Source organism: Bacteroides sp. MSK.18.37 (assembly GCF_019129155.2).
Lineage (GTDB): Bacteria > Bacteroidota > Bacteroidia > Bacteroidales > Bacteroidaceae > Bacteroides > Bacteroides ovatus.
The window spans coordinates 4,273,765-4,298,778 of sequence record NZ_JAHOIB020000001.1; the positions used below are offsets into that span (position 1 = coordinate 4,273,765).

A 25,014-nucleotide genomic window follows, 5' to 3' on the forward strand; every position below is an offset into this window, starting at 1 on the left:
CTATTGGAAGCGTATTGCCACTTTTATTCCTTAATAGTATAATTTACTCGGTTAGGGGATAAAATGGTTAATATCGCTCAAAAACGAGTCTCTATGATTAAGTATGTGATGAGGCTATTGCTAAGAGTCGATATTCCATTTCCAAGTTATCATAAAAAAGAATGGGGGGAGGGTGTTCACATTAGTTGGATGATACCCGTAAATGATGTAACAAGCTAGGGGTAGGAGTAGAGGATAGGTGGTAATATAAGAATGTCATATAGGATTAAAATAGAATGGATTGGAGTAGATTGGTAATGGATGGATAGGTAATGGTTTTAGTGATGAGGCTAATAGTGACGTCACATTGACAAAAGTGATATCAAAAGTTTGGGAAGCCTCATCGAAGTTATTTCCTGAAATCCTTGTTGGGTATCAAGTTTTATATAAATTTGTTCCATGACACCCCGAAAAACGTTTGTAGGACGTGGAATTTTGACTATATTTGTCGCATCATACAGGTTTATCCCTGTTTGGTGGACATAGTTAATTATGGAAGCGTTTAGCTTTATCCCGTTTTTAGGAATCTGGACAATTTCGAATCACACGGGGATTGGCGATACAAACGTTCATGCTAGCCGTATATACATACTCAAATGATATATACAGTTTAGCGTGGGGTGTCGTTTTATCTCGTGTGATAGGTTTGTCCAGAACCTCTAAAACAGATAATCCTAACAGCCTCACGCTTTCTTTTTTATACAAACCTTTCTTGTTGGGGCTAGGGAAACAAATCTGTGATATTATGAAAAGAATTTTGTTGTTTCTAGTAGGGGCAGTAATGGCTCTTTCTATGTTTGCTCAAAAATTAACCTCTGTAAGGTCGTTTGAATATCTTGATTATGTTACTCCACACCCTTATGATGTTCGGAAAGCTACTTTAGGAGGGGAATCTCTTACGATTTCTTATAATCCTAATACTGGATATGGGATAAAATTCAGATATATATTTCGTAATATTAATATATCTGTGAAATTTATCACTTCGGGAAATGGAAAGTATATATATACAGGAACGGATTCATCTGGTAATAAAACAGTAGTAGCTACGAAAAGAAAGTTGAGCGATTTTCTCGATAATGTAGGGCAAACACAAAGTGAATCTTTTGAAAGGGATAAAGAAATAGAAATTGCTATATATGGAATTGGTGACCTATCAATATATCCATTGAAAAATACTCCTGAAAGACGAAAAGAAAAAGAAGAAAGGAGCATTAAGATAAAAGAAAGAAATAGATTGCAAGATAAACTAAATGAACTATATTCATATTGGCAAAGTACTAAAGCGAGCGTTCAAGACAGTTTGCGAAATTCTTTTAAGAAGGAATTTTTCGAGAAGAAGGGTGCCGGGCGATATAGTTGGGATTCAGAGACGAATTTTGCTGTTAGGTATATGGCTTGCATAGATTCAAATAAGGTTGTAAAAATTCTTAAAATAAATGATGTGAAAGTAGCTGAAAATATTGAATATCTAGATGAGTTTAATAGAAATGAATACAAATATCAAGCTAAAAATAATAATGGTGCAAAACTAATTAATGGAAAGATGTTCCTAACTGATAGATTTTCCCCAAATTTGATTGTTTGTACGTTAACTCGAGAAATAGTATTGAAGAAAGGAAAAGTTTTATATACTCGTTGGGGGAGTGGTAAAGTTAGCCAAAAGGCGGAGAAGGTCATAGAGGCTAATATTGCCTTGCTAAAGAAGGGACGATACCTAATTGAAATACAGGAATTAGATGGAGAGCTTATATCTGTAGTTGCCCAAAAATATTCAAATATTTCTAACAAAAAAGAAATTGTGTTATATTCAATATATGAATAAATTGTATAACGTATTAGGCTATAGTACGTTGGGTAGGCTATAGTAATTTACTTGAAAATATTCCTATGGTACGAAAGAAAAAGGGAGAATAATAGAATGTTAGATGTATGATATGTTCAAAATTTTAAATAATGCATTATTATGGAAAAGAATTTTATTTTATCAGTAGGAATGTCTGTAATGTTCTTATTTATAAGTTCCATTAAAACTGTCCAAGCTCAACAATTAGGAATTGGCGTAAAAACAGAGTTAAATGGAAAGGTACGTTTCTGCAATTACGATGAGGCTTATTTTATGCCAGATACAAATACTCGTATAAAAGTTACAGGATTAGAAATTGCATACGATAGTTCCTTGAATTATTATGATATATTCGTGAATGTAAAAGGAGACAAGGTGAATTTGCATATAAAATATTCCAATGGTGGTGAAGGAGCCTATATTTACAAAGGTATAGACAGGATTTCAAAAATGGATGTTGTGGTTACTACCAAGAAAAAATTAAGTCTTTATGCAAATAACTACGGTGTCAATTCTTATAAAGAAGTCGAGAGTTCTGTTGGAATTATTATAGTGTTTCCTAAAACTTATATGATTTCGTCCATTGTTCCTATAAAAAATAAAGTAGAAACAGTGAATGAATTGTCCACTCAATTGCGCAAGGGGGTGATAACTGATTCGGATGGCTATACAAATATCCGTAAGTCAAATAGTGTAAATTCGGAAATTATAGGTAAAATTGTGGATAGGGAAGTATTCACTTATTGGGAAACAAATGATAATTGGTATATTGTGCAAACTGCAAAAGGAATAAAAGGATATGTGCATAAAAGTAGAATAAAACCAGTAGAGGAAAGAAATGAGCAAAAAATAAGATACTATAAAGTAAAGAATGGAGATAAAATCCAAGATATAGCAGAAAAATTAGGGGTTTCTATAGACACAATTTGTAAGTTAAATCGTGTAAAAATAACAACAGTGTTGAGAGAAGGGCAGGCTTTACGTATTAGTAGATGAAAAATGTTTTGAATTAATTCTGGAAGATTTTTATAACCACTTTATTAGCAAGCAGTTCTGAGGATAAGGTAAAAATGAGGTAATGATTTGGCAACCCTGTCTATTTCTACGTTCTGCTGTGAGTTGCTGTCAATGTCTCTCGTCTTGGTACAAAAGTAGCAATAAAAATCGGATACACATCAAAATGTCCCATGATTTTTATCACAGGACGTTTTTTATCTTCGCTGAATAATCCGGTTTAACCGTTACTTCTATTTTCGGCAAGTTGCGGGCTATGATTGCTGAAATTTATACTTTAATCCATACTCTTCCAACTTGCTATACAGCGTTGTACGTCCGATTCCGAGCAATTCGGCGGCAACCTTGCGGTTTCCGTTTGCCTGCTTCAACGCGCGTAAGATGCGTTCCTTGTCCTCCGCATCGTTTCGCAAGGCGAAGCTGACAGGTGAGGTCGGTTTCGTTACGGCAAGTTCCAGATGCTCTTTCATGACAACTCCCGTCTGTGCCTGCAACACCGCGCCCATTATCTTCTGCCGAAGCTCACGGACATTACCCGGCCACGGATGGGTCAGCAATGTCTTACGGGCTTCCGCATCGAACCCAGTCACGCTACATTCCAATTCATTGTTGGCAATCTCACGGAAGAACTCCGCCAACGGCATGATGTCCTCCTGACAGTCACGCAAGGGCGGAACAGTTATCTCGAAGTCGTGCAAACGGTACAGCAAATCCTGTCGGAAACGTTTTTCAATGACCGCTTTCTCCAGATCCTCGTTGGTGGCGGCGATGATGCGGACATTGAAGCTCTTGTCCGTCTTGTCACCTATAGGGCGGTATCTCCGTTCCTGTATGGCACGGAGTAACATCTGCTGGGTTTCCAATGCGAGATTGCCTACCTCATCCAAGAACAATGTGCCACCCTCTGCCTCATTGAAGTATCCTTTCTTTGTGCTGTCCGCACCCGTAAACGCGCCTTTGACATGTCCGAAGAATGCCGAGGGCGCAAGGTCTTTGGAGAGTGAACCGCAGTCCACAGGCACAAACGGTTTCCCTGCCCTTTTGCTCTTATCATGCAGATGGTGGGCGATATGCTCCTTGCCCGTGCCGTTCTCTCCGAATATCAGCACGCTCATATCAGTAGGGGCAACTAATCTTATCTGTTGCATGATTTTCTGAAAGGCGGAACTGTCACGGGCAAAAACGGGCATACGATTTCGTCCGATACTCCGTTCTTTCAGGATGGTATGAAGCAGAGGCATAAGTTTATCCTCCACAAGCTGCTTGGGGATATAGTCCAGCGAGCCGAGTTTCATACTTTCGACTGCCGTATGCACTTCGGCATAGTTGGTCATGATGATTAACGGTTGTGTCATGCCTTCCTTGCGCATCCATCGTAATAGGTCGATGCCGTCACCGTCGGGTAGTCGTAGGTCAGAAACCACGATGTCCCCGTCTGAGGCTTGTTGCAGAAGTTTCTTCGCGGTCGAGAGGTGGTAAGCCTGCACGGTACGGAATCCTTCCCGTGCCAGCAGGTTGCAGACAAACTCGCAATACACGATATTGTCCTCCACCACGATGATTCTTGTTTTATCCATTTTCGTATTTTTCCTTTCTTCTTTTGCCTGCCGGATAATTTCAGCACCTTTATCCAGCACAGCCGGTCACCGCTTTGCATATCGCTTCGTCATCTGGAGTGGCACTTCCATGAAGTTGGGCGTAAAGTTCCCTCAATGGCTGGTCGGCACGGAGAATCTGCCATGAACTTCGCAGATGGTGTGTAAGTGTGTCCAGTTCTTGGAGGTCTTTACGCTGTTCTGCATCCTTGACCGCCTGCATTTCCTTTTCGGTTTCCGCTATCAGTTTGTCCAGCATGACGGATTCATTGCCATAAGATAGCAGAGTGGAAAAATCCGGCTTTTCATCCAATATGCTGCTTAATGCGCATTTATCCGTAATCTCCATCAGTTCGGATATGGAGAACGGCTTGAACAGGCATCCGGCAAATCCACGCCCTATAAGTTCCTCCTTGCTGCAACTGCCCGAAGCGGTTGTCACGACTATGGGAATACTCTTCGAGTTGCCTACATTGGATGAGCGCAACAGTTCCAGCAGTTCAAAACCGCTTATCTCAGGCATATTCAGATCCGTCAGAAGCAGGCTGTATTCCTTTTTTCGTATCAGCTCCATCAGTACCGAAACATTGGTACAGGTATCGCAGTGCATCCCTTCATGGGCATACATTTCTTTCAACATAAGGAGAAGTACCTCGTCATTGTCGATGGCAATCACATCATGGCAGATATGATTATGGCGCATTTGCGCTTGAATTGTCTGTTCCGGCAGTTCCTCGGCTGTCTGCATGGGAATTTCCACCGTGAAGCGGCTCCCTTTGCCTTTCTCGCTTTCCAAGTGTATAGTTCCACCGAGCATCGCCACAATACGCTGCACGATGGACAATCCTAATCCGAAGCCGTCTTTTGCGGCGGCATTTGAAAGACGTTCAAATGCACCGAATACTCGTTGTTGCTCATCTTCGGTCATGCCCGTACCGGTATCTTCAACGATAAGTTTCAGCAAACCGTTATCATAATCCGCTGCCAATGATACACTACCGTTATCCGTGAACTTGATGGCGTTTGACAACAAGTTGTTGCCGATTTGCAGGATACGTTCCTTGTCGGTCAAAACCACCGCATCGGTGTGGCTCTCCACTATCAAAGTCAGCCCCTTGTTCATGGCAATGGGCATGAACTCCGTTTCAAGAATATGCGTGATTGCGGAAATCCTGCAAGGGGAAAGGTTGGGTTGCTCCTTGCCGTTGTCCAGACGGAAGAAATCCAGCAGCGTGTTGAGCATCTCCCGCATACGCTCGGAAGATTGCCGGATATTATCCACATACATGGTGCTTTTATCCGCGCTACAACTTTTCTGCATCAGTCCGGCATAGCCTCATTTTGTCAATCGTATTTTTTCGTGGTAGAAGTAGTTTACGATGACAGGTTTGCCTTTTTCCGAGCGTCCGTATGGCAGATCGTTTATACGATACGGGAAGCCCTGCTCCTTGGCGTAATTTGAAATGTCCTGCTCCAATGCCTGCCAGTATTCAAGCCTTTTTTTATTGTAAATTTCCTCGTAAAGCGGTATGAGGTCAGGATACTTCTCACGGATATACGTCATTATCCCGCCTTTGAACTGCCCGCGTAAATTCAGGTTTTCAAGCCAGATTAAATCAGCATAATCTTTTACCTCCTCTATTATTGCCTTCACGTCTGTTATTCTGGGGAATATGGGCGAGACGAAGCATACGGTGCGGATACCTGCCTCGTATGTCTGACGCATCGCTTTCAGACGGCGTTCAATGCTTACGGCGTTGTCCATATCTGCGCAGAACTGCTCGTCGAGCGTATTGACAGACCATGACACAGTCACTTTGGGAAAACTCTTCAACAGGTCGAGATCGCGAAGGACAAGATCGGACTTTGTGCATATCATAATCTCGGCATCGCTTCCTCGCAGCTCTTCGAGCAGCCTTCGGGTACGGTGGAATTCTTCTTCATACGGATTGTAACCGTCCGTCACAGACCCTATTACAACACGTTCACCGTCGTATTTATGAGGATTCGTTATCGGCTTCCAGTTTTTTACATCTAAAAACGTACCCCACGGCTCGGTGTGCCCGGTGAACCGTTTCATGAACGATGCGTAGCAATACCTGCAGGCGTGGGGACACCCTACATAAGGGTTGACCGAATATCCTCCCACCGGCAGAGAGGATTTGGTCATTACACTCTTTACATCTATTTCCTTTATTGTATCCATATTCATTGTATTCGTCTGGTAAATTGTTCCGGCAATTCCTGAATCATTCTTTCGTCGCCCATAATCGGCAGCAAATCCTCTTTCATGAACACCGGTATGCCATGAGCCTTTGCCTGTTCTGCAATGCTAAGCACCCATTCGGGGCGCGAATATGACTTTCCTTTTCGGTTTCCGGTCTCTGTGCCTATGACAATCCAGTCAATTCCCTCGAAATCAATCTCGCCGATATCATCGAAGAGAGGTTCAAACGTGACATGGTAGTGTCGTGCTTTGATATTCTTTTTCAAATCATCAATCCTCCTTTTCTCGGAACTGCGCGTGACGGTCACGCCCATCCATACGTTCTCGTCGTCAGAGGAGAAACTGATTTTGTCAGGGCGCTTCGTCAGAAAGATATAGGCGTGCTGGGGATTGCTGCTGATCCGCTCGAAAATTTCTGCGTTCCATTCAGGCTTCCAATCGGAGAAATCGCTCATTCCTGTCATGAGCCACACATGAGGACGGGACGTATCGATGATGCGCAGTTTTCGTTCCATGTATTCAGGCACGGAAAAGTCGTCGGTAATGTGGAAACGGCGGCAGTTGTTACGGGCATAGCAGTAAGGGCATCCTATAGTGCACCCTACCACTATGTTCATGTTTTTTATCAGGGATTTAATGCAGACACTCATAACACAACTGTTTCTCCGTCCTCCGGGATAATCAGCCGGCTCATGTCGGCTTCGTGATGCGTTGCCTCATTGCGCAGAATTGCACGGGTGGTCTGGCAATGGTCGATGGCATCCATGTGTACGGCTATCAGCTTGATATGCGAAGGCAATTCGTCAAGTATCTGCATCACTTCGTTCTCGTCGGGGATGATAGGACCGTCCGTTTTGGAAAATTCGGGAAAGATTGCACCTCCGGAGTTTACCACGATATAGTCAGGATTGAACCGTTCCACGGTGTCTCGGATACATGCTTCCCATCGGCAGTCACCCATTATATAAACGGTCGGGAAGCCCTCGGCTTTTAGCACATAACCTGATACAGGTCCCATCATCTGCCCGATCTGCCCGAAACCATGATGTCCGGTCGTGCGGTAAATGGATATGCCGTCTATTGTTTTTATTTCTTCGATGGGTATCACATTTGTAAATCCGTCGTTTCTGATGGCGTCCGCGTCCTGGGGCTGAACGTAGAAAGGAATTTCTTTGGGCAAATGTGTGGGGACACTCGGCTCGTAATGGTCGATGTGATTGTGGGTCAGGAGCACCATGTCCACGCCTCCGATAATATCCTGAATAGGAATGGTGAGGTGTACCCTCGGTGTTTTATTCACACCGAGGGCCGATATCAAAGTGCCTTTGTCGGCTAAAACGGGGTCAATTAGCATGGTGTGTCCCGCATACCTGATTTTCAAGGTGGCATTGCGCACCAATTGTACTGTGGATGTCTTTTTCATGACTATATGTCTTGTTATTGATTACGGGTGCAAAGTTCGGAAGAATCCGGCGAAACATCTATGCCTGAAAAAACGGTAATTATGCCATTTTGATAAATGAAATTATTATCTTTGCAAAAACGACAAGGATATGGACGAGATAATCAACCCTGATCGACTGGTCAGCGTACCGTTCAACAAGACACGCTGCGGCGTGGATTTTTACATCAATACTGCCATAAACAAGGACATCGGACTTGTGCTGACAGAAAACAAGCGGTTTAAGACAGACTTCTTCAGCTTCTACTTTTTCCGTAAGGCAAACGGATATTTGCTACTGAACTTCCGCAAGATTGAACTGCGCGACGGCATGGTTCTCCTGCTTTCACCCCATCAGCAACAAGAGTGGCATGTAGATGAGACGGCGTTGGATTACACGTTCCTTATATTCCGCGAAGATTTCATGCGTACTTTTATCGCCGACAAGTTCTTCGTTTTTCGCCTTTTGTATTGTTACCAGACAGATACGCCGCCTTACATCAATGCCACACATGACGAAATGAAGGAATATATGCGGCTGCTCGGAAAGATTAAGTATGAGCTGATGAATCCAGTGTCCGATACGTACAATATCATTGTTTCCTTACTATATTATCTTTTGCTGATTATCAATCGTACATACGCTGCCGCCTATTGCTTGCCCGCTGAAATTGCTAAAAACAATTTCGCTTTTCGGTTCAAGGACTTGTTGGAACAGAATATCCGCACCCACCAGCGGGTGCAGGAATATGCAGACATGCTTCATGTCAGTCGCATCACACTCAATAACTCAGTAAAAGCCCAATTCGGAGTATCAGCTACCCATTTGATAAAACAACGTCTGCTTGAGGAACTGAAGAACGAATTGCTATTCTCCAACCGCACTGTCAGTGAAATGGCGGATGATTTCAATTTCTCTGATCCGAGCCATCTCATGCGCTTCTTCAAACAGCAAACAGGCAAAACATTTACTCAGTACATGACGGATTACAATAAAGGCATATACGAATAACTTCTTAATATAGTCGATAGCGGCTATCGAAATATGGTTGTTGATGTTCAGGCGTTTTTGTACTGCATGAACCATTTTACGATTTCTGGATCTTCGTGCGAGCCGAGTAAGAAAGGCTTGTCGGTATCCAGCGTCTTTATCCGTGCCATGTCGTCGGCCGACAGGGTGAAGTCTAATATGTCGAGATTCTGCTTCATGCGTTCCGGTTTCACAGACTTAGGAATAATTATGCACACTGATATTTATCGCGCCCGGACAGGTGTTCGGTGCGGAAGATGACGGCATGCAGTTCCAACCAGATGGCTACCTGCTTATGTTCCATCCCGACCTGCTGCGGAATACACCTCTCGGGCGGATAATGCGTGAATATTCGTTCTTTTCCTACGAGACAAACGAGGCATTGCACCTTAGTGTGGAAGAACGGCAAATCATCATGGATTGCTTCCACAAGATTCAATATGAATTGAACCATCCGATACACCGTCACAGCAAGAACCTCATCACAGACAGCATCAAGACGTTCCTTGATTACTGCACACGTTTCTATGACCGCCAGTTCATCACACGCGACAACCAAAACCGAGACATCCTCGCAAGATTTGAGCGGTTGCTTGACGAATACTTCCATGATGGGGCTGCTAAACGGATAGGCTTGCCCACTGTACAGTATTGTGCAGACAAGCTCTGCCTCTCGCCCAACTATTTCAGTGATTTATTGAAAAAAGAAACAGGTTCAACCGCCCTGCATTTCATTCATGACAAGTCTATTGAAATAGCCAAGACGGAACTTGCATCTACAGACGACACCGTTAATGAAATCGCCTATAATCTCGGTTTTCAGTACCCGCAACATTTTACCCGACTGTTCAAGAAAGAGGTAGGTTACACTCCGAATGAATATAGAGCGCAAGTGTCGTGAGAATTGGATTAGTACAGAATATTAGAACCCAACACCTCTCTTGCGCTTAACTTTCTTCCTTCTGCGAAGTATATCCACCATTTCCTGATTGGCTTCCGCATCAGCAGCGTTATAAGATGAGCCACTGCTTTTTAGCAATCCCCAAGAGCCGTTGAACAACTCGCTTTGTGCCGTGCCGGACGGTGCGCTTGGTGTAGCCGTTTCATATATTCCGGCTGTTATTCCCATACGTTCCCTGCATCTGTTGTGCTGCAAAGCCGCGTCAATCTTGGAATAACTGAAACGCCTGTCCACTTTGGAGCCGTTGAAATGGTAGCCATTCATGGAGAATACAACACCCTGCACCTCGCTGGTCTGCCCCTTATGCTTGAAATGTACTTCCACTCCCTGCCGTTTCAGGTTGGCGATAAGCACGTTCCAGTTGCCGCATCTGCCGACTTCCATTTTGATGATGTCGTAAAGCGCATATTTCGTCCTGTCTGGCTCTTTCAGGCGGTTGCGTTTGACATTGTCCTTTCCGCCAGCCATATGCAAGCCGTATTTCAAGGTCAATTCCTTGCAGATGCGGGTACTGCGCAGACGCTCGTGCCTGTCCGATATGGTATTGCCGTTGTTGTCTATGCGGTTGAAAGCAATATGCACGTGTGGATGCTCCTTGTCGAAATGCTGGGCGATGAAGAACTGCGTATTCTTGATTCCCATCCGTTCCATATATTCAAGCGCGATGCCTGCCATGATACGGTTCGTCAGCCGTAACTCATCCTCTTTGGAAAAACTCAACGCGATATGTCCGACAGGTTTTGTCACCTTATCGTTCATCCGTGACTGGGCATTGAAACTCATGGCGATAGTTTCCAGATTTTCCATAAACAAGCCTTCGCTTGCTACTATCTGCGTATCCTTCTTCTTGTCGATGATGTAATCCACCGCACCCTTGAAGTCGCTTCCTTTTACGATTTTCGCCATCATATCCCTATCTTGGTTATAAGTTCATGAATCCTTGCCACTGCCACCTTGCAGTCCCACCGTTCATCGTGGAAGCCTCCGGCGTTTGCCTTACGCGCAAGCTGGTTGAGATTGTTAGCCATGCCGCAGAGTTGGCGGATGTATCCGGCATGTTCCTCCGACAGCCGTTCTTTCACATGACCGTTACGGAAACATTCCCTCATGTACTCGCTTGGTGATACGCCCGCCTCATGCGATCGTGTCAGCAGGCGGAAGTAGTCGGCTGCCGTCATTTTCACTGCGATACGGTATTTCAGTTTCTCGGTTGCTTCCTTCTTGGGGCGACCTCCCTTGTTGCGTTCCTTGTGTTCCTTTGTCTGTTCCATATTTTATTCCTTTTAATTCGGTTACTGATTCAACTGTATAGACCGACGGGATGCCACCTCCTGCAATTTGGATGGTGGGTGGCAAGCGGTTTCGGTACACCCGAAACACAAACTTGCTACCTCCCAATCCTTAAGGAATGAGTTTCGGGCATCTCCCGTTTTTCTCATTCGGGATGTCATAATCCCAACCCTTTCTTCTTGGGTTTTACGATAGTTCTTGGCGGTGGACTAACGGCTAATTTCTGCCGGATTCCACGCAGGTAATCGTTCAGGTCTTTATGCCCTTTGTAGTTGTCGGAGAAGTCGCGGATGCGTCCGGCGAACTTCCTTTCCAATTCCCGATACGCCTTTCTTCCCGCCTCGTCATTGTCGAGCATGCAGTGGATACGTCCATACCCGTGCAGCACATCTATAGCTTTGGAAACATTGGCGGTCGAATTGAGGATGACGTAATCCTGCCTGTCAAGGTCGGGCAAGTTCGAGCAGTTCCTCTTCCGCAACGTGAGGAATGAAAGATAGTCCATCATGCCCTCGAATACAAGGCATTTCTCTCTCGCTTCTCCCTGTTGCCGAATATGGCTGATGTCTTTGGGTGCGACACAGCCTTTGAAAAAACGGTTACGCACTTCAAATCCTCCCGCCACATTCGGAAAACCGATGGCGAAATAGGGCTTGCCGTTATGGGTGAAGTGGAGCTCTTTACATTGCGCCTTTGCCAAAGCGATGTTTATGCCCCGTTCCTGCAAGTATCGGAGCAATGCCGGATGGGTGAGTTCGCCCACCTCCAAATGTTGGAAACTCGGTTCGGATGCCTGCTGGCGAAAAGAGAAAGATATGGGACGGATGTGTGGTGCCTGTTCCGCTATCTTGCCAAGCAGATAAGGCACATGGTCGGATGCGTACAGTACCCCTGCAAGTGCGATGATGTTACCACCTCTTCCCAGTCCATAATCGAACCACAGGTTGCGGTCGGTGTTCACCTTGAACGAGGCTTCCGTTTCCTGACGGAACGGGGATTTATACCACAGGCAGTTTCCCTGTTGCTTTACGGGCGAATAACCCAAACTTTGCAGATAGTCCGCAATTTTGATTTGTTTTGCTTCTTGGATGTTCATGATATAATTTCTATGGATTTGATGATGACTGTAAAAACGTTGATTTGATGAATGAGATATGTATTGTCCTATACGTTAATGCTTTATATTCTCAACATCTTCTCAACAAACCACTCACAAATAGAGAATCCAACAAACTGATGCTGTTTCCCTCTCAACTTTTCTTTTCGATTGTTGAGAATTTGTTGAGAGTGTATGCTGTTTATTATCAGTATGGTTATATCATTATTCATCAATTCAACAAAAAAAGAATAGTATTACAGGGATTCAAGTTGTTCCCTTGTGACGGTGTAGAAACGACCGACTCTTTTTATCGGCTCATATCGGCACTCCCGATTGTAATTGAATTGGTAAGTGGTATATGTAAGCCCGTTAGAGGCAGGAGTAAGTTTCCAACATTCCTGCAATACCTTTCTGACTTGGTGCTTCTCCACCTTTACCTGCGAATGTACCAGCAAAAGAAGAATGTCGTTGTGGCAGAACGAGAATGTGTCCGTGCCGACACTTTCCATAATGTCAAGGATAAGTTCGCACATCTCTATCTCCAATCGGTTGCGGTTGCTGCGGATAATCTTCTGCAAGGCTTCGGTATGCAGCAAAGAGGGCGCAAACCACATACGGCTTTCCTTTTCGGTGGAAAGTTGTCTGTATTGCAGGTAATACAGAAAGGCAGGTATCTCAGCTTTCAGCTTTTGCAGGAAGTCTGTGTCATCGGATTGCAGACGGTCTATCTTGCGCACCCAATAGCGTGTTTCACCTGCATCAATGATAACAGGCAGATACTCGTTGTTGGAGCATAGCACGAACTTGGCAAAGAACGCTATCTCGTCACGGTCTTTGCCTTTGGCTTCCACCTTGTAGGAAAGTGTGGTGCTGAGGTTCTTCAACCGCTCGCTGTCCTCCCTGCGGTTGAGCAATACCTCGTCCACCACGATGAGCAGTTTTCCTGCCCAGTCGGAATTGAACTGGCTGCGGAAGTCCTCGTTGGTATTGAAAGTGACATTGTTTTGAAACACAGCTTTCAGGAAGTTCAGGAATGTACTCTTGCCCGTGTTGCGTTCTTCTGATACCAACAGCAGGATAGGCAGTTTCTGCACGGGTTGCAGGTAGAGCAATTGAAGATAGTCCATGCCCAATTCATACTGTTCACCGAAGATATGGCGCACCAATGACCGGATACAGGGAAACTCGCCTTGTTGCGGACGGTGTCCTATCGGCTCGTAGAGGTTCAGGAACTTGTCCACCACGGGACGGTAGTCCACATGGTCGGGGACGGTGCAGAAGCCGTCGTACTTCGGCACGGTGGCGAGATAGTCCTTGCCGTAGTCCTGCCGCAGTGTTTCGTTGTTCCACACGATGCGCTTCTTCACATAGCCTCCGTTCAGACGGGGCTGGTTCACTAACTTGTAGAGGGTAGTACCCACACGGATAAACTCCTCATTTTCAAAGTTGCCTTGTTTCATTAGCACTTCATTTTTTTGTTTAATCAGTGCAAAACTCGGCAATTAGCGCAGAACGGATTAACAACTCACGCATACCTCACGTAAGATTTTCTTGGATTTGGCTTTATGACATACAACAAAAGGAGGGTGTGTCAAAACAGAAATGACAACTTCTAAAAGTTACAGATTGTAACGTATAACACTTAAAAGGGTCGTATCAAGCTCTGTATGGAGTAATGATACGACCCTTTTTGGGATCTTTTAGGATGCTCAAATTTCAAATTATAAGTTCATCTTTTTAATAATTGAGTTTTGACACACCCTCTTTGTCGTAATCGTACGTATGAATGGCAATACACCTATTCACATACTCGTATAAATACATTGTTGGCAATGGGAATACGCATAGGTCTCACTACTTCATGTCGTCATATCATTAGAACTTATGCCTGATAATTAGACATATCCCAACCATTTATACCCAGCGAAAAGAAGATATTTGTTTTCTCTTTTCGCAAGTACAGCCTTTTAAATATGGCATTGCGCACCTGTTCCGCACCGAAGCTGTCAATGCGGAAAGCAAGTGCGACTATCATCGGAAAGCTGAACACATCGGCATGATACCCGTTCTCCTGCCGAACATACTTCTGTACCTCGTATTCTTTTAATGCTCCACTGTTATAGATGTTTCTGATGGCAGAACGAAGTGTCGGAGCAATTACTCCGAACAGTTCCACCAATTCCGGCTCGCTCATCCAAATGTTTGAGACATTCTCCGGCATGATGATATTGCCGGATTCATTCACTGTTATGCTGTTTCTTCTCATACTCATGACATCGTTATTCCGTTAAACGTCTTACTCAGTTTGTCGCCGAACATGGTCAGGTCGTTGTCGAGCTTCTGCGTGGTTATCTTTGCGTAGAGTTGGGTCGTGACTATATTCGTATGTCCCAACACACGGCTTACGCTTTCAATGGGCATCCCCTTGCTCAAAGCTAATGTTGCGAAGCCATGACGACTGCAATGAAATGATATTGACTTGGTTATGCCACATTCCCTTATCATCCGTTTCAACGGTTTGCAGATAGACCAATAGTTCAAGCCGGGGAATATACGATTGTCTTTCTGCATCGGTCGGTAGCGTTCGACTATCTGCAAGGGTATATCCAGCAGCTTCACTTGGAAGGCGACTTTTGTCTTGTGGCGTTTGGACAATATCCACTTCTCGCCGTTCACCTCCACGATGTTGTCATTCGTCAGTTCCTGAATGTCCACGAATGACAAGGCGGTGAAACTGGCAAAGATGAAAATGTCACGGATGTATGCGAGCTTGCTGTCTGCAAACTCATGTGTCATGACCGCTTTCAGTTCATCCTCCGTCAGATATTCCCGTTCTTTCACATTGGGGCTGATATGAAACTGGATGAAAGGATTGCGCGGTATCAACCCGTTATAATGCGCTTTCATGACCACGCCTTTCAGCCACATACAGTTTGCCCATATCGAACCGTTCCGCAATCCGGCTTCAGTCGAGAGGTATGCGGCGAACTCCTTGATGAAATCGGGAGTAAGTTCCAACATGGACATATCGCTGCGTCTGTAAAACGACTTGATAAAGGCGGCTACATGGTTTCTTGCCCGTACACGTGCCCGATAGGTAGCCATTACCCTGTCTTTGCCTACCCGTTTCTTGAACACTTCGTTCTCACGGTCGAATGCTTTTAGCAGCGTCTCATACTCGCTGCCGATTCCCTGATAGGCGTTGCGCACCATCTCAGCCGTAACAAATGCCTCGCGGTCTGAAATGCGCTGGTAATGTTTGATGATTTGCGCCTTGATGTTGTCAAGGGCAAGGTTGATGTCTCGTGCCTCGCGGCTCTTGCCTTTCGCCTTGTTTCCTTTCACGTCCCAAAGCGTTTTCGGGATGTTCTGCTTACAACTGAACTGCGCCACAGTCCCGTTGATTGTCACTCGTCCCATGATGGGGACAATACCGTTTTTCTCCTTGCTGCCGTTCACGTAGAACAGAACCTTGAATGTGCTTCTTGCCATACTCGTTTTTTGTTTGCAAAGTTATTACTCAACGAGTTAGACCTTGATATGCCAACCTGTGCCACAAGCTGCCAAATACAACACGGTGTGTTAAAAATCACCATTCGGCGGGTAATGATTTGGAGACCGTTCTTCTTCATAAATCCGCTTTCCTTTACGTTACCTCGATTTTTCGCCTGTCCTCATTTGTCTTCGCAAACGCCTTATTGACAGGCATTACGAAGACATTTGTCCCTTTTTATTCGTCTTTTCCAGAGATTTGAAGTATTTTTGTGAGGAGAGTAATGCAGAATCTCTAATTCTGATTAATTTTATGTCAATAGAAATATGTTGAACAAAGCTTTAAATATTGCCTATAAGGCTCATATTGGACAGTTAGACAAAGGTGGCAGTCCGTATATATTGCATCCAGTCAGAGTTGCTTTACACTGTCAAACAGAGGATGAAAAGATAGTAGCATTGTTGCATGATGTTGTAGAAGATACATCTATAACATTTGAGGATTTAAAAACGGAAGGGTTGGATGACAGGCTACTGGAGGCTTTAAAATGTCTGATTAAAGAAGAGGGTGAAGATTATAAAGCGTTTATTGAACGTGTCTCTACTAATCGTTTGGCTACAAAGGTTAAAATACAAGACTTAAAAGATAATATGGATGTAACCCGTTTGAATGGTAAGGCACATTGGAAGTTGGAAACATATAAAGAAGCGTTGGAGTACCTCGAACGGTGCTCAAATAAGAAAGTTTTATATGTAGATATGGATAATGTATTGGTAAACTTCCAATCGGGCATAGACGCCTTAAATGAGGATTTAAAAAGCCGATATGCGGGGTGTTATGATGAAGTCCCTAATATATTTGCAAAAATGCAACCCAATGAAGGGGCAATAGATGCCATGAACCGTTTAAAAGACAAATACGACATTTACATTTTATCAACAGCTCCATGGGATAACCCAAGTGCATGGTCTGACAAGTTGGAATGGGTGAAACGTTATTTGGGTGAAGTATGCTATAAACGTTTGATCTTGTCGCACCATAAAAACTTGAATGCAGGTGACTATTTAATAGATGACAGGAAAAAGAATGGTGCTGCTGATTTTAAAGGTGAGCTTATATTGTTCGGTTCTGAACGGTTTCCAAATTGGGAGTCTGTGGTAAGGTATTTATTGTGATAAAAACACGAAGAACGCAAAAGAGAGTTTACACTACAATTTGCTTTAGTTTGGACTAAATATCCCGAAAACTTTAATCGAATTTTAATCGGTATAAAAATAAAGGAGCTAGATAACTATCTAACTCCTTGTTTTATATATGATTGTGTGATGAAAATATTTTACTCATTTCAATGCCCCCAGACGCGTACTCTAACCGGGCTGAGCTACACCCCGAATTGCGGATGCAAAAGTACAGATTAATTTTTAATTAGCAAATAATCCGTTGATTTTTCTAGTATGAATTGTGCCGATTTATAGCTATTATTCTGATTATTAGTCTTTCTTGTGAACATGCAAATCTTTATTTCAATGAGTTAGTAGTTTTTTTGATTGCCTCTTATGTGATATAAAAGTACATTTCTTTAATTTTGCTTGAATTAGAAAACAATCTGCTTATTTTTCATTTGAAAGCATTAATCCTTTTCCTGTCCTAAAAACACTATAAAAAACAGGTCAGTCTATAATAAAACGAAATAGGAAAATGATAAATGAACTAACAATCAGATAGTTTGTTTATAAATTAATGCAAATAAAAGGTGTTTGACTTCCTTAGTATGATACTATATTTCCATTTTTGGTGCGTGGTAAATTAGGAAGTTATACATTTGTAAAAAGACTTAGTTTAGAAAGGTGTTAAATGTTAGACATTAAAAATAGAGAGACATTAGAGATATACGTCCTGGGTGACGATTTTAAATTTTATCAAAATCTGAAGTATCTTCCTTTGACTTCTTATCCTTCTAATAATCAATCAGCTTTGATTATATATTGTTTAGGTGGAAAGGCCAAAATTACAGTGCATGAAGATGTACATTGGATACAACCGGAGGAATTGATTATATTATTACCCGGACAATTTGTCTCATTTAGTGAGCCAAGTGAAGATTTCTCGACCGTTACGATGGTTATATCTACTTCACTGTTTAGTGATGCGTTAAGTGGTGTGCCCAGATTTTCTCCGCATTTCTTTTTCTACATGCGGACTCATTACTGGTATCCGCAGTCAGAACGAGATATTCCCCGGATATATAATTATCTGGGTATGATAAAAGATAAAGTTACCTCTCAAGATATATATAGGCGGGAGCTGATTATTCATTTGTTGAGGTATCTGTATCTGGAACTGTTCAATGCTTATCAAAAGGAATCTACCTTGATGACTGCCCGCAGGGATACCCGTAAAGAAGAGTTGGCTAATAAATTCTTTGGGCTTATCATGAAGCATTTTAAGGAGAATAAGGATGTGGCTTTTTATGCGGATAAACTGTGTATTACTTCCAAATACCTGACTATGGTAATTAAGGAGACAAGCGGGAAGTCTGCCAAAGACTGGATTGTTGAATACATCATATTAGAAATCAAGGCTTTGCTGAAAAATACCAGCCTGAACATTCAGGAAATAGCGATTAAAACGAACTTTGCGAATCAATCGTCGCTTGGACGTTTTTTTAGAAAGCATACAGGAATGTCGCTTTCACAATATCGAATGAGTAACTTAGAACAATAGTGCGGACAATTGCCTCACAATAGGCAATAATATCTATAGGGATTGGGAAGAGAAAGGGAATGAAGTCTATTTCATTCCCTTTTATTATGCGGTATATCTGATGTAGGATGGGTTAAATTCCCATACATTCGCGATAGAAGTCGAGCATTTCGAAGATAGTGTCCTTATCGGCAGTCTGATTGATGCAAATGTCTCCAATATCTTTTAGTAATGTGAAATTGATAGTGCCTGAAGTATTCTTTTTATCATGCGTCATAAATGCATACAGTTGGTCATATTTTTTGCAGTCGAAAGTAAATATGCCATAATTATCCTTGATAAACTGGATCGTTTGCCGCATTTTCTCTTTCGGGAAACCTACTTTGAGATGAGAAAGATACAGTTCGCACACAATTCCCCAAGCTACTGCATATCCATGTAATACAGGACGGTTTTCTGCCAGTGCCATACTTTCGAACGCATGTCCTACGGTGTGTCCCAGATTTAATGCTTTGCGGATTCCATGTTCGAAGGGATCCTGTTCTACAATATCTTCTTTCACTTGTACCGATTGGCCTACCAATTGTTTGAGAGCTGCATAATCAATACTAGAGGAATCGAAATTGAGCAATTCTGCCCAATGTGCCGTATTGCTAATCAAACCATGCTTCAACATTTCAGCATATCCGGAGAAGAAATTGTGTGTGTCCAATGTGCGTAGGAATTCAGTTTCAATCAATACACTGTTTGCCGGAGCGAAAGCACCGATTTCATTTTTCAGTCCGTTGAAGTTGATTCCTGTTTTACCCCCCACTGATGCGTCCACCATGGCGAGCAGGGTGGTTGGTATATTGATATAGGAAATGCCCCGTTTGAATGTAGCTGCGGCAAAACCTCCGAGATCTGTCACCATCCCTCCTCCAAGATTGATAAGTAAAGAGTGGCGGGTAGCCCCTTGAGTGCTTAATGCCATCCAGACGGAAGCGAGTGTTTCCAGAGTTTTATGCACATCTTCTGCTCCGATACAGATTTCTACAGCATCTTTCAACAGACCCGATTCCTTTAGAGAGGGGAGACAAAGACGCTGGGTATGCTCGTCTGTAAGGACGAATAATTTGTCATGCGGACATAGCTCAATGGCACGACCGAGGCTCGTTTCCAAGCTTTCGCAGAGAATAACTTCTTGTTTACTCATGATTCTTTTGCTTTTTTACTCTGCAAATGTATATAAAATATCTTTTTTTACTTACTTTTGTCTCATTAAAACGTTTAATCATGAAAGCATTATTACCTGTATATTGTCGTCCTTTAGGATATGTTGTCTTGTTGGTAGCTCTGTTTATCCCTTTTATTTTGGTGATGCAGGGAGTAGTAACTGATACTAACTTGCTGTTTTATAAAGAATGTACAAAGTTGTTGATGATGGCAGGATGCTTGTTAATAATCTTTGCATTGAGTAAGAATGAAAGCCGTGAAACGGAGCAAATCCGGAATTCGGCTGTTCGTAATGCTATCTTTTTGACATTCTTGTTCGTCTTTGGTGGTATGTTGTGGCGTGTTATGCAAGGAGATGTGATAAACGTCGATACTTCCTCTTTCCTTACTTTTCTGGTTTTTAATGTGCTTTGTCTGGAGTTTGGTCTGAAAAAAGCGCTTGTTGATCGATTCTTTAAAAGATAATTTTCTTTTCAATTAAACCTTTTGCGATTCGATTTGTCAAAAAGACATTGTTATTGCTACTAATATAATCGTAAATAAGGTAAATGAAAAGATTTTCAGCAGGGTTGGTGCTGATGTTGCTATGCACCTTCTCAATTTTTGCACAGAATAAGGTTATTACCGTTTCGGGACGTGTGGTGGAATCCGATACTAAAGAGCCCGCAGCGCAGGCTACAGTTCAATTGCTATCATTACCTGATAGTGCTTATGCCGCCGGTATAGCCAGTAGTAACCAGGGATGGTTTACTCTCCCCAAAGTAAAAGCTGGAAAATATGTGTTGAAAGTTTCCTATATTGGATTCCGAACCAAGCTCGTACCGGTACAATTATCTGCTAACGCCACTGATAAAAAATTGGGAACCATTACATTGGACCCTGATGCTGTCATGCTGAAGGAAGCGGTGATTACTGCCGAAGCTCCGCAGGTGGTCGTGAAAGAAGATACGCTGGAATATAACTCAACAGCTTACCGTACTCCCGAAGGGGCGATGCTCGAAGAGTTGGTGAAGAAACTTCCGGGAGCAGAAATAGACGATGACGGTAACGTCAAAATCAATGGTAAAGAAGTAAAGAAGATTATGGTGGATGGTAAAGAGTTCTTTGGCGGTGATGTGAAAACCGGATTGAAGAACTTACCGGTCAACATGATCGACAAACTGAAGACGTACGATAAAAAGTCTGATTTGGCACGTGTTACCGGAATAGATGACGGAGAAGAAGAAACTGTTCTTGACCTGAAAGTGAAGAAAGGTATGAATCAAGGTTGGTTTGGTAATGCAAGTGTTGCCGGTGGTACAGAAGATCGTTACGGAAGCAACTTGATGTTGAATCGTTTTGTCGATAATAGCCAATTCTCTTTAATCGGTTCTGCTAATAATGTGAACGATCAGGGATTCTCCGGTGGAGGTGGCGGACCTCGTTTCCGGAACAGCAATGGTTTGACTGCTACCAAGATGTTAGGGGCTAACTTTGCTACCCAGACTGAAAAATTGGAACTGGGAGGTAGTGCCCGTTATAATTTCAGTGATCGGGATGCAACATCTACAAACTACTCGGAACGTTTCCTGCAAAATGGAAATTCTTATTCAAATTCGAACAGTAAAGGCCGCAATAAGAATACGAACTTTAATGCAGACTTTCGGTTGGAGTGGAAACCGGACACATTGACAAATATCATTTTCCGTCCGAACGTTTCTTATGGAAAGTCTAATAGTTATTCTATTTCCGAATCGGGAACTTTTAATGGAGATCCATTTAATTTTATAATTAATCCTAATGAGTTTTTGAATAAGATTTTCTGGGGAAGTACGGATGATCCTTTAGAAGCTATTCGTGTCAACGCCAGTAATAGTGAATCAAAATCTGAAGGGCAGAATCTCTCTGCAAATGCTTCTTTGCAAGTGAATCGTAGATTGAATAATCAGGGACGAAACATCACTTTCCGTGGTACATTTAGTTATGGAGATAATGACAGCGAACAGTTTAGTGAATCATTGACGCGTTATTTTGATGATAATGCAAAAAAAGAAGATGATGAGCGTAAACAATATACTACTTCTCCAACCAAAAATTATGATTATACTGCCGAACTGACCTATAGCGAACCGATAGCGAGAGCTACCTTCTTACAGTTCCGCTATAAATTTCAATATAAATATAGTGAAAGTGACAGAAGTACATACAGCTTGATTCCTGATGCCGATAAAGGACAGGATTGGTTTTGGAATTTTGGTGATGGTCTGCCTGTAGGATATGAAGAGAATAAAGATAGAGATTTGAGTAAGTATGCTCAATATAAATATTATAACCATGATATTAATGCAGGACTAAATATTATCCGCGAGAAATATAGATTGAACTTTGGAGTATCTTTGCAACCGCAGAACACCAGATTGGATTATAAGAAAGCCGAAGTAGATACTGTAGTAAAAAGAAATGTGTTCAATTTTGCTCCTAACGTTGATTTTCGTTACAGATTTTCTAAAGTCAGCCAGTTGCGCTTTACCTATCGGGGACGTGCAAGCCAGCCGAGTATGGAAAATTTGCTTGATGTAACTGATGACTCTAATCCGTTGAATATCCGTAAGGGTAATCCGGGATTGAAACCTTCTTTCTCTCATTCTATGCGTTTGTTTTATAATACTTATAATGCAGATAAACAGCGTGGCATGATGGCTCATGTAAACTTGAATATGACTCAAAATAGCATTACTAATGCCACTACTTATAATCAGAGTACTGGTGGAGTGACTGTTAAACCGGAGAATATCAACGGAAACTGGAATGCGATGGGAATGTTTGGATTCAATACAGCATTGAGAGACAAGCGGTTTACCATAAATTCTTTCTCCCGTGCTAATTATACCAATGCAGTTTCTTATCTTTTTAATGACGATACTAAAATAAATGACAAGAACACTAGTACGACACTGACTTTCGGAGAGAATCTGAATGGAACTTTCCGTAACGACTGGTTTGAATTTACCTTGAATGGTTCAATCAACTATAACTTTGAGCGAAATCAACTGCGTCCGGAAAACAATCAAGAACCCTATACATTTGGTTATGGTGCAAGTACTAATATCTCTTTACCTTGGAGTATGACGTTGTCTACCAATATCACTAATAACGCTCGTCGTGGTTATCGTGATGCCAGTATGAATAAGAATGAACTTATTTGGAATGCACAGATTGCCCAAAACTTCCTGAAAGGCAATGCCGCAACCATCAGTTTTGAAGTATATGATATTCTGCGGCAGCAATCTAATATCAGCCGTTCGTTAACAGCCGATATGCGTTCTGTTTCTGAATATAACGGAATTAATAGCTACTGCATGCTTCGTTTCTCTTATCGTCTGAATGTTTTTGGAAATAAAGAAGCTCGCGGCAATATGCGTCATGGCGGTTTTGATGGTGGTGGACCTCGTGGCCCGCGTGGTGGCTTTGGAGGTGGCAGACCACACTAAAGCAGAGTAATAGGTTTAAATAAAAACAGGAAGTCCCGGCACAACGATTCAATGTTGTTGCCGGGACTTCTTTGTTAATCCGAGAATTTACTCTATATTTGTTGTTTAGTATTCGTATGAAAGGAGATTCCTATGATTGATTGGAACTATATGCTTAGCCAGATAGCAACAGTGGCTTTTGATATTCTTTATTTTGGAGCCATTATCGGTACGATTGTCATCATCATTCTTGACAACCGGAATCCAGTTAAAACCATGGCATGGATACTCATATTACTTTTCCTTCCTATTGTCGGACTTGTCTTTTATTTTTTCTTTGGGCGGAGTCAACGTCGCGAACGTATCATTGGGCAAAAAAGCTACGACCGCTTATTGAAGAAACCAATGGCCGAATATCTCGCACAGGATTGTTCGGACGTTCCTTATGAATACTCCCGTCTTATTCAGCTTTTCCAGCAAACGAATCAAGCGTTTCCATTTGAGGGGAACCGTGTGGCAGTCTATACCGAAGGATATACCAAACTTCAATCATTGTTGCGTGAACTGCAAAAAGCGAAGCAGCATATCCACATGGAATATTACATCTTTGAAGATGACGCTATCGGGCGTATGGTCAGGGATGTGCTGATAGAAAAAGCTTCTCACGGGGTTGAAGTACGGGTTATCTATGATGATGTAGGTTGCTGGCATGTGCCTAATCGTTTTTTTGAAGAAATGCGCAATGCCGGTATTGAAGTCAGGAGCTTTTTGAAAGTACGTTTTCCTTTATTTACCAGTAGGGTGAATTACCGCAACCATAGAAAGATTGTCGTTATTGACGGACGCGTGGGCTTCGTTGGGGGAATGAACCTGGCAGAACGTTATATGCGTGGCTTTTCTTGGGGGATTTGGCGAGATACGCATATCATGTTGGAAGGCAAGGCAGTGCATGGTTTACAAACGGCTTTTTTGCTTGATTGGTATTTTGTAGACCGTACGTTGATAACCGCTTCCCGTTATTTTCCGAAGATTGACTCTTGCGGAAGTTCTTTAGTGCAAATTGTCACGAGTGAGCCTATCGGGCCTTGGAAAGAAATCATGCAGGGATTGACTGTTGCCATTACCAGTGCAAAAAAATATTTCTATATGCAAACACCTTATTTTTTGCCTACAGAACCAATATTAGCAGCTATGCAAACAGCAGCATTGTCTGGGGTGGATATACGCTTGATGTTACCGGAACGTGCAGATAACTGGATAACTCATCTTGGATCGCGTTCTTATTTGGCAGATGTGATGCAGGCAGGTGTTAAGGTCTATTTTTATAAGAAAGGTTTTCTACATTCTAAGCTGATGGTTTCAGATGATATGCTTTCCACTGTAGGCTCTACCAATGTTGACTTCCGTAGCTTTGAGCATAACTTTGAGGTGAATGCTTTTATGTATGACGTAGAAACTGCCCTTGAAATGAAAGAAATATTTCTTCAGGACCAGCGCGAAAGTACACAGATCTTTTTGAAGAATTGGGGCAGACGTTCGTGGAGACAAAAAGCTGCGGAGTCTATCGTGCGTTTATTGGCTCCGCTGCTTTAATAAGGATGAAATTGTATTT

The 25,014-nt window shown here is 42.6% G+C and carries 21 protein-coding genes and 1 pseudogene; 9 read left to right on the forward strand and 13 right to left on the reverse strand.

Features of this window, described 5'->3' with window-relative positions:
- The first annotated feature begins 784 nt into the window (after positions 1 to 784).
- Both KSX81_RS16490 and KSX81_RS16495 read left to right on the forward strand, forming a co-directional pair.
- On the forward strand, positions 785 to 1,864 hold the full coding sequence (locus tag KSX81_RS16490) for a hypothetical protein (RefSeq protein WP_224440819.1): 1,080 nt from the start codon (positions 785 to 787) through the stop codon (positions 1,862 to 1,864).
- 141 nt (positions 1,865 to 2,005) lie between these two features.
- Positions 2,006 to 2,881: a LysM peptidoglycan-binding domain-containing protein gene (locus KSX81_RS16495; protein ID WP_004301153.1), complete on the forward strand. Its 876-nt coding sequence runs from the start codon at positions 2,006 to 2,008 to the stop codon at positions 2,879 to 2,881.
- Between the two features lie 272 nt (positions 2,882 to 3,153).
- On the opposite strand, the gene KSX81_RS16500 is transcribed toward KSX81_RS16495, so the two are convergent.
- The 5 genes and pseudogenes from KSX81_RS16500 to KSX81_RS16520 all read right to left on the reverse strand — a co-directional run bounded on the left by KSX81_RS16500 (position 3,154) and on the right by KSX81_RS16520 (position 8,144).
- Entirely contained in the window at positions 3,154 to 4,476 is a 1,323-nt protein-coding gene (locus KSX81_RS16500; RefSeq protein ID WP_005775887.1) for a sigma-54-dependent transcriptional regulator, read from the reverse strand.
- Positions 4,469 to 5,830 (reverse strand): annotated as a pseudogene (locus tag KSX81_RS16505) (hybrid sensor histidine kinase/response regulator); the annotation flags it as partial. The gene KSX81_RS16500 and the pseudogene KSX81_RS16505, both read right to left, overlap by 8 nt.
- Positions 5,831 to 6,706 (reverse strand): radical SAM mobile pair protein B, encoded by an 876-nt coding sequence (locus tag KSX81_RS16510; protein WP_004329298.1) that lies wholly within the window; start codon positions 6,704 to 6,706, stop codon positions 5,831 to 5,833.
- Positions 6,703 to 7,371, reverse strand: coding sequence for a radical SAM mobile pair protein A (locus KSX81_RS16515; RefSeq protein WP_004329299.1), 669 nt, complete (start codon positions 7,369 to 7,371; stop codon positions 6,703 to 6,705). The genes KSX81_RS16510 and KSX81_RS16515 overlap by 4 nt, the downstream gene beginning before the upstream one ends.
- Positions 7,368 to 8,144, reverse strand: coding sequence for an MBL fold metallo-hydrolase (locus KSX81_RS16520; protein WP_004329300.1), 777 nt, complete (start codon positions 8,142 to 8,144; stop codon positions 7,368 to 7,370). The genes KSX81_RS16515 and KSX81_RS16520 overlap by 4 nt, the downstream gene beginning before the upstream one ends.
- Before the next feature lie 130 nt (positions 8,145 to 8,274).
- On the opposite strand from KSX81_RS16520, the gene KSX81_RS16525 reads away from it, so the two are divergent.
- Complete coding sequence (locus tag KSX81_RS16525) at positions 8,275 to 9,174, forward strand: helix-turn-helix domain-containing protein (RefSeq protein ID WP_004329302.1); 900 nt, start codon at positions 8,275 to 8,277, stop codon at positions 9,172 to 9,174.
- 47 nt (positions 9,175 to 9,221) lie between these two features.
- Here KSX81_RS16525 and KSX81_RS16530 read toward each other — a convergent pair whose 3' ends face one another.
- Positions 9,222 to 9,410 (reverse strand): hypothetical protein, encoded by a 189-nt coding sequence (locus KSX81_RS16530; protein ID WP_005775886.1) that lies wholly within the window; start codon positions 9,408 to 9,410, stop codon positions 9,222 to 9,224.
- Between the two features lie 23 nt (positions 9,411 to 9,433).
- Between KSX81_RS16530 and KSX81_RS16535 the strand changes: the two genes are divergently transcribed.
- Positions 9,434 to 10,093, forward strand: a complete 660-nt coding sequence (locus tag KSX81_RS16535; protein ID WP_004329304.1) for a helix-turn-helix domain-containing protein — start codon at positions 9,434 to 9,436, stop codon at positions 10,091 to 10,093.
- Between the two features lie 21 nt (positions 10,094 to 10,114).
- Here KSX81_RS16535 and KSX81_RS16540 read toward each other — a convergent pair whose 3' ends face one another.
- The 6 genes from KSX81_RS16540 to KSX81_RS16565 form a co-directional block, all read right to left on the reverse strand.
- On the reverse strand, positions 10,115 to 11,062 hold the full coding sequence (locus KSX81_RS16540; RefSeq protein ID WP_004329305.1) for a relaxase/mobilization nuclease domain-containing protein: 948 nt from the start codon (positions 11,060 to 11,062) through the stop codon (positions 10,115 to 10,117).
- Positions 11,059 to 11,424, reverse strand: a complete 366-nt coding sequence (locus KSX81_RS16545; RefSeq protein ID WP_004329306.1) for a MobC family plasmid mobilization relaxosome protein — start codon at positions 11,422 to 11,424, stop codon at positions 11,059 to 11,061. The genes KSX81_RS16540 and KSX81_RS16545 overlap by 4 nt, the downstream gene beginning before the upstream one ends.
- Positions 11,425 to 11,600: 176 nt before the next feature.
- On the reverse strand, positions 11,601 to 12,539 hold the full coding sequence (locus KSX81_RS16550) for a toprim domain-containing protein (RefSeq protein ID WP_005775883.1): 939 nt from the start codon (positions 12,537 to 12,539) through the stop codon (positions 11,601 to 11,603).
- A gap of 257 nt (positions 12,540 to 12,796) precedes the next feature.
- A complete protein-coding gene (locus tag KSX81_RS16555; RefSeq protein WP_004328112.1) occupies positions 12,797 to 14,002 on the reverse strand; it encodes a primase-helicase family protein in 1,206 nt (401 codons plus the stop codon).
- Between the two features lie 422 nt (positions 14,003 to 14,424).
- Complete coding sequence (locus KSX81_RS16560; RefSeq protein ID WP_004328110.1) at positions 14,425 to 14,814, reverse strand: hypothetical protein; 390 nt, start codon at positions 14,812 to 14,814, stop codon at positions 14,425 to 14,427.
- Positions 14,811 to 16,034 (reverse strand): site-specific integrase, encoded by a 1,224-nt coding sequence (locus tag KSX81_RS16565; RefSeq protein WP_005775881.1) that lies wholly within the window; start codon positions 16,032 to 16,034, stop codon positions 14,811 to 14,813. Before KSX81_RS16565 ends, KSX81_RS16560 begins: the two co-directional genes overlap by 4 nt.
- A 327-nt stretch (positions 16,035 to 16,361) precedes the next feature.
- Between KSX81_RS16565 and KSX81_RS16570 the strand changes: the two genes are divergently transcribed.
- Positions 16,362 to 17,210 (forward strand): 5' nucleotidase, NT5C type, encoded by an 849-nt coding sequence (locus KSX81_RS16570; protein WP_004301154.1) that lies wholly within the window; start codon positions 16,362 to 16,364, stop codon positions 17,208 to 17,210.
- 679 nt (positions 17,211 to 17,889) lie between these two features.
- The gene (locus tag KSX81_RS16575; protein ID WP_004301155.1) at positions 17,890 to 18,759 is read left to right on the forward strand and encodes a helix-turn-helix domain-containing protein; all 870 of its coding nucleotides are present in this window, start codon (positions 17,890 to 17,892) and stop codon (positions 18,757 to 18,759) included.
- Positions 18,760 to 18,871: 112 nt separating this feature from the next.
- On the opposite strand, the gene aroB is transcribed toward KSX81_RS16575, so the two are convergent.
- Entirely contained in the window at positions 18,872 to 19,933 is a 1,062-nt protein-coding gene (aroB, locus tag KSX81_RS16580; protein ID WP_004301156.1) for a 3-dehydroquinate synthase, read from the reverse strand.
- An 80-nt stretch (positions 19,934 to 20,013) separates the two neighbouring features.
- Here aroB and KSX81_RS16585 point away from each other — a divergent pair, with 80 nt between their 5' ends.
- From KSX81_RS16585 to cls, 3 genes are all read left to right on the forward strand, one after another.
- Entirely contained in the window at positions 20,014 to 20,418 is a 405-nt protein-coding gene (locus KSX81_RS16585) for a hypothetical protein (RefSeq protein WP_004305412.1), read from the forward strand.
- 83 nt (positions 20,419 to 20,501) lie between these two features.
- Entirely contained in the window at positions 20,502 to 23,423 is a 2,922-nt protein-coding gene (locus tag KSX81_RS16590; RefSeq protein WP_217726109.1) for a TonB-dependent receptor, read from the forward strand.
- Positions 23,424 to 23,555: 132 nt separating this feature from the next.
- A complete protein-coding gene (cls, locus tag KSX81_RS16595) occupies positions 23,556 to 24,995 on the forward strand; it encodes a cardiolipin synthase (RefSeq protein WP_004301164.1) in 1,440 nt (479 codons plus the stop codon).
- Positions 24,996 to 25,014: the final 19 nt, after the last annotated feature.

What these genes read in the sequence shown, in the direction of transcription:
- KSX81_RS16575 (WP_004301155.1), top strand. Translation starts at nt 17,890, where the DNA reads ATGTTAGACATTAAAAATAGAGAGACATTAGAGATATACGTCCTGGGT.
- KSX81_RS16510 (WP_004329298.1), bottom strand. Translation starts at nt 6,706, where the DNA reads ATGAATATGGATACAATAAAGGAAATAGATGTAAAGAGTGTAATGACC.
- cls (WP_004301164.1), top strand. Translation starts at nt 23,556, where the DNA reads ATGATTGATTGGAACTATATGCTTAGCCAGATAGCAACAGTGGCTTTT.
- KSX81_RS16540 (WP_004329305.1), bottom strand. Translation starts at nt 11,062, where the DNA reads ATGATGGCGAAAATCGTAAAAGGAAGCGACTTCAAGGGTGCGGTGGAT.
- KSX81_RS16500 (WP_005775887.1), bottom strand. Translation starts at nt 4,476, where the DNA reads ATGGATAAAACAAGAATCATCGTGGTGGAGGACAATATCGTGTATTGC.
- KSX81_RS16590 (WP_217726109.1), top strand. Translation starts at nt 20,502, where the DNA reads ATGAAAAGATTTTCAGCAGGGTTGGTGCTGATGTTGCTATGCACCTTC.
- KSX81_RS16560 (WP_004328110.1), bottom strand. Translation starts at nt 14,814, where the DNA reads ATGAGTATGAGAAGAAACAGCATAACAGTGAATGAATCCGGCAATATC.
- KSX81_RS16570 (WP_004301154.1), top strand. Translation starts at nt 16,362, where the DNA reads ATGTTGAACAAAGCTTTAAATATTGCCTATAAGGCTCATATTGGACAG.
- aroB (WP_004301156.1), bottom strand. Translation starts at nt 19,933, where the DNA reads ATGAGTAAACAAGAAGTTATTCTCTGCGAAAGCTTGGAAACGAGCCTC.
- KSX81_RS16515 (WP_004329299.1), bottom strand. Translation starts at nt 7,371, where the DNA reads ATGAGTGTCTGCATTAAATCCCTGATAAAAAACATGAACATAGTGGTA.
- KSX81_RS16565 (WP_005775881.1), bottom strand. Translation starts at nt 16,034, where the DNA reads ATGGCAAGAAGCACATTCAAGGTTCTGTTCTACGTGAACGGCAGCAAG.
- KSX81_RS16585 (WP_004305412.1), top strand. Translation starts at nt 20,014, where the DNA reads ATGAAAGCATTATTACCTGTATATTGTCGTCCTTTAGGATATGTTGTC.
- KSX81_RS16525 (WP_004329302.1), top strand. Translation starts at nt 8,275, where the DNA reads ATGGACGAGATAATCAACCCTGATCGACTGGTCAGCGTACCGTTCAAC.
- KSX81_RS16545 (WP_004329306.1), bottom strand. Translation starts at nt 11,424, where the DNA reads ATGGAACAGACAAAGGAACACAAGGAACGCAACAAGGGAGGTCGCCCC.
- KSX81_RS16490 (WP_224440819.1), top strand. Translation starts at nt 785, where the DNA reads ATGAAAAGAATTTTGTTGTTTCTAGTAGGGGCAGTAATGGCTCTTTCT.
- KSX81_RS16495 (WP_004301153.1), top strand. Translation starts at nt 2,006, where the DNA reads ATGGAAAAGAATTTTATTTTATCAGTAGGAATGTCTGTAATGTTCTTA.
- KSX81_RS16520 (WP_004329300.1), bottom strand. Translation starts at nt 8,144, where the DNA reads ATGAAAAAGACATCCACAGTACAATTGGTGCGCAATGCCACCTTGAAA.
- KSX81_RS16555 (WP_004328112.1), bottom strand. Translation starts at nt 14,002, where the DNA reads ATGAAACAAGGCAACTTTGAAAATGAGGAGTTTATCCGTGTGGGTACT.
- KSX81_RS16550 (WP_005775883.1), bottom strand. Translation starts at nt 12,539, where the DNA reads ATGAACATCCAAGAAGCAAAACAAATCAAAATTGCGGACTATCTGCAA.